Raw genomic sequence first — 7,874 nt, 5'->3', positions numbered from 1 at the left:
ACACGACTATCGTAAATGGCGCAGGCGAGAAATCCGCAATCGACGCTAGAATCATCCAGATAAAAGCTCAGATCGCAGAAACAACGAGCGACTATGACAAAGAAAAACTACAAGAGCGCCTAGCTAAGCTAAGCGGCGGCGTAGCGGTTATCAAGGTCGGAGCGGCTACCGAGACCGAGATGAAAGAGAAAAAAGACCGCGTGGACGACGCTCTAAGCGCGACTAAAGCGGCCGTAGAAGAGGGTATAGTAATCGGCGGCGGCGCTGCGTTTATCAAAGCAAGCGCGAAAGTGGATCTAAAACTAAGCGGCGACGAAGCTATAGGCGCCGATATCGTAAGACGCGCGCTAACCGCTCCGCTTCGCCAAATCGCTGAAAATGCTGGCTTTGATGCGGGCGTAGTAGCAAACTCTGTAAGCGTTAGCAAAGACGACAACTACGGCTTTAACGCAGCTACTGGCGAGTACGTGGATATGTTTAAAGCCGGTATCATCGACCCGGTCAAGGTCGAGCGCGTGGCTCTTCAAAACGCGGTTAGCGTGGCAAGCCTGCTTCTAACCACTGAAGCTACTATAAGCGAGCTAAAAGAGGATAAACCGATGCCTGCGATGCCTGATATGAGCGGAATGGGCGGCATGGGCGGAATGATGTAATACGCCTTTATCTGCGGAGAGCTTTGGCTTTCCGCAGGTTTTTCTTTAAATTTCCTTGCAAATTGTACAAGGAAAATCCACAAAACTATCCTTTCTAATAATTAAAAAATATCCTTGAACTCTATAGCGATTAAAATTTACAAACTTTGATATGTGAGCTTAAATTTGGCGGTTTATTTATTGTATTTTTCGGATCAAATTTGCTTTAATAAGAAGCAAGCGTAAAATTTTAGTCGTATTTAAAATATCGAAACGATAGGTTGTGCTGGTGGTAAATTTACCTAATGCTTTAAATTTTAAAATGTATAGAATGAAAAAGTCGGAATTTCTTCCGACTTTGGGTTTTATAGCTTCCCGCCTTCGACGACGAGAGATTCCGGATTTACGCTATCGCCGTAGATCGGTTTTAGCGTAGCGTCATAGTTCTTGTGGAAGAAATTTTCCTTGCCTAGTTCCACGATCTCGTTATTTAGCCACTCAAGTAGCGCTTTGTTGCCTTTTTTGACCGCAGGCGCGATGACGTCGACCTCGCCTAGGGCTTCGATACCGACGGTAAAGCCAGGATTTTCTTTAGCCCATGCAAAAAGTAGCGCGTTATCGTGCGCTAGCGCCACGCCTCTTTTATCGACCAGAGCGGCGAAGGTTTCGGTGTTTTGGTCGTATTTTATAAGCTCGATGTCAGGGTGATTTTTCGTGAAATACGCATCCGCGGTCGTGCCTTTATTGACGATTAGTTTTTTGCCCTTTAGCTCATCCACGCTTTTTATGACTGCGCCGTCCGGGCTAACTACACCTAACGACACTTTCATATACGGAAGCGCGAAATCAACGACTCTAGCGCGCTCAGGGGTTTTGGTGAAATTTGCCAAAGTGATGTCGACCTTGTCGGCTACTAGCACTTCTACGCGGCCTGCCGCCTCTACGAGCTCAAATTTAACCTTGCTCTCGTCGCCTAGCAGATCCTTTGCGATGCGTTTGGCGAAGTATATGTCGTAGCCTTGGTTTTTGCCCTCTTTATCGACGTAGCCAAACGGCGGTTTGTCGCTAAAGACGCCCACGCGCACGTATCCGCGCTCTTTGATTTTAGCCAAAGCGTCCGCTTCGGCAGCCTGCAAATTAGCCTGACCCGTTAGAAAGACGGCGGCGAATGTTGCCAAAAATGAAAACAGAAGTTTTCTCATTCTTTCTCCTTTAAAATAAAGTGCGCAAAATATACAAAAGCTTGGCTAAAATACGACTAAATTTGTACTTTTTCGGACGACAGGCGCACAGAATAATCAAATTTTGTTTAAAAACGTAACGCTAAATTTAAAATGGAGTGTAAAATTTACTCAATATAAATTTGCAAATTTAATTTTAAATTTAAGAAATGGCTAGCGGATCAAATTTGCACAGGTTATTTTGAGTAAATTTGAGTTAAAGTAGAGCTATAAATTTAAGTTGGTTAAATGGTAAAGACATAAGGTTTAAAAGCTAAATTTGACGAAAAGCTTTCAAATTTAGCCTAAAAAACGTCAAATTTAAGCCGCTAAAACGAAAATAAATTTAAAAACTTCTTCGCGCGTTCGCTTTTTGGATGCGTGAAAAACGCCTCCGGTTCGCTCTCCTCGATAATCTTGCCCTCATCCATGAAGACGATGCGATTTGCCACCGAGTGCGCAAAGCCCATCTCGTGCGTTACGATTAGCATCGTCATGCCCTCTTTTGCGAGGTTTATGACGACGTCTAGCACCTCGCGCACGATCTCGGGATCCAGCGAGGCCGTTATCTCGTCAAATAGCATGATCTCTGGCCTCATGCAAAGCGCGCGCACGATAGCGATACGCTGCTTTTGCCCGCCGCTAAGCTCCTTTGGATAGGCGTATTTTTTATGTTTTAGGCCGACTTTTTCTAGCCACGCTTCGGCCTCTTTTTCGACCTCTTCGCGGCTTCTTTTTTGCGCTTTTACCGGTCCTAGCACGATGTTTTCGATGACGTTCATATGGTCAAACAGCTCGTAGTTTTGAAAAACCATGCCCACTTTTTGGCGGATTTTGATCCAGTCTTTGTAGTCTTTGTCGATCTTTTCGCCGGCTATCTCTATCTGCCCGCCGTCAAAGGGCTCAAGGCCGTTTATGCAGCGCAGAGTCGTGCTTTTGCCGCATCCTGACGGCCCCAGGATCACGACTACTTCGCCGTTTTTGACGCTAAGGTCGATGCCTTTTAGCACCTGCAAGTCGCCGTAAGATTTGCTTAAATTTGAGAGTTTTAAAATTTCGCTCATTTGATTCCTTATGCCCATCTGTTTTCAAGTATCTTGGATAGTTTTGAGATAGGATAGCAGACGAGAAAATATAATAAAAATATAAAGCCGTATATCCAAAACGGCACGGTCGGGTTGGCGGTTAGGCTCGCCGCCTCGATCGTTTGTTGGCCGACTTTTAGCAGGTCGGGTACGCCGATGAGGGCGACGATCGGGGTGGTTTTGATGATACGGCTTAGCAAATTTACGCCCGCGGGCACTAGGCGGCGCGTGGCTAGCGGGATCACGACGTAAAGATAAATTTGAGTCTTGCTAAGCGCTAGAGCCGCCGCACTCTCAAACTGATGCCGCGGTATCGAGACGATCGCGCCGCGCACGATATCCATCATCTCAAACACGCCCCACAGGCTAAATACGATGAGCGAGGCGTTAAATTTGGAAATATCAAGCCCAAAAGCCTTGCTCGCGCCGTAGTAAAACAAAAATAGCCAGACGATTTGAGGCATTATGCGTACGATTTCGAGGCAAATTTTTAGCACGAAAAAGATAAATTTGTTTTTCGAGCTCATAGCCACGCCCAAAAACGTGCCCAAAACAAGAGAGATGGCGATCGAGATGGCTGAAATCTGCACGCTCATCCACAGCCCCTCGAAAATCAGCCGCTTTAAAACTAGCGGGTCGAATAAAATACTAACTCCGTCCAACTCTCATCCTTTTTTCAAGCCAAAATAAGACCAAAGATATCGGCAAAATGATAATCAAATAGCTAACTACGAGCATAAAAAGCGCCTCGTCGGTCATGTAGTAAAGCCCGATGATGTCCTTGGTCGCATAGACCAAATCGGGCAGGGCGATGATGCTGATGACCGAGGTTTCTTTGATGAGAAAGATGACGTTAGCGGCGATAGAGGGGATCGAAACGCTAAAAGCCTGAGGCAAGATAACGTAGCGTAAAATTTGCCCCTGCGTGAGCGCGACGCTAAGCGCGGCCTCGATCTGCGTCTTTTTCACCGCCTCAAAACCAAGTCTAAAACTCTCCGCCATATAGCTGCCGCCAAGAAACGCAAGCCCCGCGACCGCGCAGGTAAAGGCGCTCAAATTTAGCCCGAATTTACTAAGTCCGTAGTAGAGGAAAAAAAGCTGGATAAGTAGCGGAGTGTTTCTGGAAACCTCGATGTAGCCGTTTACGATAGGCATCAGGATCTTGACCTTGTAAAATTTAACCAGCGTGCAAAATATGCCGATAACAAGCGAGAGCAAGATGCCGTAAAGAGAGAGCTTGACGGTGAAAATGCCCGCTTTTACAAACATCGGCGTAAATTCTTTTATAAACTCAAAATCCATAAATTTTTTAGCTTCTTTTTGATAATTTCGCGAGATTGTAGCGAAAGCAAACTAAATTTAAAACTAATTTTGTATGATTTATTTTAAAATTTAAGCTTGCAAAAGGTATCATAACCCCTAAATTTTGATAGAAATTATTTAAATAAAGGACGAATTTGAGAGCGTTTGCAGAGTGGGAAAAACAAGAGCTGATATTTTTATCGCTGCCGCACGAAAACACCGACTGGAAGCCGTATCTGGACGAAATTTTAGACGCTTACGAGAGGCTGGTTGCAGCTATCGTGCCGTTTCAAAAGGTCGTTTTGATCTGCCCCGATGAGGGGATTTTTCGGGAGCGATTTGCTAAATTTGATAACGTGGAGTTCGTAAAAATCGACACTGATGATACGTGGATACGCGACTACGGCATGATAGACGTAGAGGACGGCGCGAAAATCCTCAGCTATGATTTTAAATTTAACGCTTGGGGCGGCAAATTTGAAAGCTCGAAGGATAATGCCGTAAATTTGGAGCTAGCTAAGCGTTTTAAAAGTGATTTGCGAAGTATCGATCTCGTGCTTGAGGGTGGCAGTATCGATTTTAACGGCCACGGCACGCTGCTAACGACGCAAAAGTGCCTGCTAAACGACAACCGCAACTCTCATCTAAACAAAGAGCAGATTGAGGCGCGGCTTAAGGAACTTTTTGGCCTTGATCGCGTGATATGGCTTAAAAACGGCTTTATAAAGGGCGACGACACCGACAGCCACGTCGATACTCTGGCGCGTTTTATCGCTCCTGATACCATCGCGTACGCATGCTGCGACGATCCTGCCGACGAGCATTTTAGCGAGCTAAATGCGATGAAAAAAGAGCTTGAAAATACGGGCTTTAAGCTCGTGCCGCTACCGCTTCCCAAGGCTAAATTTTACGGCGGCAAGAGGCTTGGGTGCACGTATGCGAATTTTATCTTTATAAACGGCGCCGTCATCGTGCCGACGTACAATGATGATAACGATAAAATCGTGCTTGAGCGACTAGCGCGGGAGCTGCCTGATCGCAAGATAATCGGCGTGGATTCGCTCGTTTTCGTGCGTCAAAACGGCTCGCTGCACTGTTCTAGTCAAAACAAGTATAGCGGTGCGAGCGAAGCCGAAAGCGAAATCTAAATGCAATTAAACAATGCCGACATAAAAAGGCAAAATGAAATTTTAGGTCGCAGAGCCGTGATAGTCGCGGGCACGACGGCATTTGCGCTAGCTGTGGTTAAATTTGCCGCGGGTTTGATCGGCGGTTCGGTGGCGGTGCTTAGCTCGGCGATCGATTCGATGCTTGACCTGCTAGTTTCCGCGCTAAATTTCTTTGCCATCCGTAAATCCCAAGCCGCGCCCGATGCTAAATTTAACTTCGGCTACGCCAAGCTAGAAGCGCTTGCGGCGATGTTTGAGGGCGTTTTGATCGTGGGTGCTGGCGCGTTTATATTTTACGAGAGCGTGCGTAAGCTACAAACGGAGCAAGCGCCCGTAGATACGGCTTTTTCGCTCTATGCGATGGCGCTATCGGTCGCGGTTACGGGGCTGCTGGTCGCCTACCTCTCCCGCGTCGCTCGCCGCACGAGAAATTTGATCGTTAGAGCCGACGCTCTGCACTATAAAAGCGACCTTTTTAGCAACCTAGCCGTTATCGCCTCGCTTATCTTGGTCGAATTTACGGGATTTGCCGCGATAGACGCCGTTTTTGGTATAGTGATTAGCGGCTACATCGCCGTTAGCGCGATAAATTTGATGAAAGAAAGCGTAGGCGTGCTGCTAGACCGCGCGCTAGAGCCCGAGATAACGGCGCAAATCGAAGAGATAATCCGCTCGCGCCCTCAGATAGCAAGCTATCACGGCCTAGCTACCAGAAAGAGCGCAAACATCTGCTACGTCGCGGTTCATCTAGTCTTTAACCGCGAAATTTCGCTTTACGACGCGCACAAAATTTCAGACGAGATAGAGGCCGCTATCAGGGCTAAATACGGCGAGTTTGAATGGCAGATCACGACGCACCTTGATCCGTGCGACGATCAAAACGGCTCGTGCGAATGCTAAATCAAAGGAAAAATATGAAAATTTTATTCGTTTGCCACGGAAATATCTGCCGCTCGACTATGGCGCAGTCCGTTATGCAAAATTTGAGCGAAAAGGCGGGTCTGGCGGGGCGTATTGGCATCGATTCGCGCGCCACGCACGAGGACGAGATAGGCGAGCCGCCGTACTACGAAACCGTGCGGGTTTTGAAGCAAAACGGCGTGCCCGTAGCGCCACATAAAGCCACCTTGATAACGCAAAAAGATTTTGATAGCAGCGACCTTATCTTGATAATGGATGATGAAAATTTAAGGACTCTAAAGCGAAAATTCTGCGCTGAGGCTAAATTTGACGAAAAAGTAAAATTTCTGCTCGAATTTAGCGACGCGCCAAGCGGCAAGATAATCGCCGATCCATACTACACCCGCGATTTTGAGCGGTGCTACGATGACGTTTCGCACTCTTGCGCGGGCTTGCTTGAGAGGCTAAAGCAAATTTTATGAGCCGGCGAAAGCGGCGAAATTTGCTTGCCCGACTAGCCGTTCAAGTCCTAATTTATCCCCGCTTTGATATAATTTTAAAAATTTAAATCGTAAGGAAAAATATGAAAGTAGCGCTAATCCAACAAAAATTTCACGGCACCAAAGACGCAACCGTGCAAAGGACGCTCGAGCTCGTGCGCGAAGCTAGCAGCGGCGGAGCCCAGCTCGTGGTGCTTCAGGAGCTGCACCAGACGCAGTATTTTTGCCAGAGCGAGGAGACGAGGTTTTTTGATCTTGCCGAGGGCTGGGAAAACGACGTCAAATTTTGGGGCGAGGTAGCGCGGCAAAACGGCGTCGTGCTCGTCACTTCGCTCTTTGAAAAGCGCGCGGACGGGCTGTATCACAACACCGCATTCGTCTTTGAAAAAGACGGCAGCGTCGCTGGTAAATACCGAAAAATGCACATCCCGGATGACCCTGGCTTTTACGAGAAATTTTACTTTACTCCGGGCGACATCGGCTTTGAGCCCATCGATACGAGCGTAGGTAGGCTCGGACTTTTGGTGTGCTGGGATCAGTGGTATCCCGAGGCTGCGCGCCTCATGGCTCTGCGCGGCGCGAAGCTGCTCATCTATCCGACCGCGATCGGCTGGTTTGAGAGCGACGATGAAGAGGAAAAATCGCGTCAGCTAGAGGCGTGGGTCGCCGTGCAGCGCGGACATGCGGTCGCAAACGGCCTGCCCGTGATCGCCGTAAACCGCGTGGGTTTTGAGGGCGACGAAAGCGGCGTGATGGACGGGATCAAATTTTGGGGCAACAGCTTTGTTTTCGGCGCGCAGGGCGAGGAGCTTTTCCGCGCCGATAGCCAGAGCGAGCTGTGCCGCATCGTCGAGATCGATATGACCAGAAGCGAAGAAGTGCGCAGGATTTGGCCGTTTTTGAGAGACCGAAGGATAGATGCGTATGCAAATTTAACAAAAAGATTTATCGACTAAAGCTTGTCTCGCGAGCGCTTTTTACGGATTTCGTTAAAATTTGACTCGATAGGCTACATGCCTTATCTTCGTCAAATTTTAACTTCAAAACCCCAAAAATCATCTCAAAA

At 47.6% G+C, this 7,874-nt stretch carries 9 protein-coding genes; 5 read left to right on the top strand and 4 right to left on the bottom strand.

From position 1 onward, the window contains the following. On the top strand, window positions 1-653 hold a 653-nt coding region (locus tag Q0338_RS02995; protein WP_298085463.1), incomplete at its 5' end, for a TCP-1/cpn60 chaperonin family protein. A 344-nt stretch (window positions 654-997) separates the two neighbouring features. Here the strand turns inward: Q0338_RS02995 and Q0338_RS02990 are convergent. From Q0338_RS02990 to Q0338_RS02975, 4 genes are all read right to left on the bottom strand, one after another. Further along, window positions 998-1,834, bottom strand: coding sequence for a cysteine ABC transporter substrate-binding protein (locus Q0338_RS02990; protein WP_297940444.1), 837 nt, complete (start codon window positions 1,832-1,834; stop codon window positions 998-1,000). Between the two features lie 347 nt (window positions 1,835-2,181). After that, the gene (locus Q0338_RS02985; RefSeq protein WP_298085462.1) at window positions 2,182-2,916 is read right to left on the bottom strand and encodes an amino acid ABC transporter ATP-binding protein; all 735 of its coding nucleotides are present in this window, start codon (window positions 2,914-2,916) and stop codon (window positions 2,182-2,184) included. An 8-nt stretch (window positions 2,917-2,924) separates the two neighbouring features. Continuing rightward, a complete protein-coding gene (locus Q0338_RS02980; RefSeq protein ID WP_009496759.1) occupies window positions 2,925-3,599 on the bottom strand; it encodes an amino acid ABC transporter permease in 675 nt (224 codons plus the stop codon). Beyond that, window positions 3,586-4,239: an amino acid ABC transporter permease gene (locus Q0338_RS02975; RefSeq protein ID WP_002946746.1), complete on the bottom strand. Its 654-nt coding sequence runs from the start codon at window positions 4,237-4,239 to the stop codon at window positions 3,586-3,588. Before Q0338_RS02975 ends, Q0338_RS02980 begins: the two co-directional genes overlap by 14 nt. Before the next feature lie 155 nt (window positions 4,240-4,394). On the opposite strand from Q0338_RS02975, the gene Q0338_RS02970 reads away from it, so the two are divergent. The 4 genes from Q0338_RS02970 to Q0338_RS02955 all read left to right on the top strand — a co-directional run bounded on the left by Q0338_RS02970 (window position 4,395) and on the right by Q0338_RS02955 (window position 7,764). Continuing rightward, entirely contained in the window at window positions 4,395-5,387 is a 993-nt protein-coding gene (locus Q0338_RS02970) for an agmatine deiminase family protein (RefSeq protein WP_298085461.1), read from the top strand. Continuing rightward, window positions 5,388-6,308, top strand: coding sequence for a cation diffusion facilitator family transporter (locus Q0338_RS02965; protein ID WP_298085460.1), 921 nt, complete (start codon window positions 5,388-5,390; stop codon window positions 6,306-6,308). A 14-nt stretch (window positions 6,309-6,322) separates the two neighbouring features. Beyond that, on the top strand, window positions 6,323-6,790 hold the full coding sequence (locus tag Q0338_RS02960) for a low molecular weight protein-tyrosine-phosphatase (RefSeq protein ID WP_298085459.1): 468 nt from the start codon (window positions 6,323-6,325) through the stop codon (window positions 6,788-6,790). A 101-nt stretch (window positions 6,791-6,891) separates the two neighbouring features. Further along, a complete protein-coding gene (locus tag Q0338_RS02955) occupies window positions 6,892-7,764 on the top strand; it encodes a carbon-nitrogen hydrolase (RefSeq protein WP_298085458.1) in 873 nt (290 codons plus the stop codon). Window positions 7,765-7,874 lie beyond the last annotated feature (110 nt).

Origin of the sequence: uncultured Campylobacter sp., from assembly GCF_938018145.1 — a bacterium.
Classification (GTDB): Bacteria; Campylobacterota; Campylobacteria; order Campylobacterales; family Campylobacteraceae; genus Campylobacter_A.
This window is presented reverse-complemented; position numbering and strand designations above follow the sequence as displayed.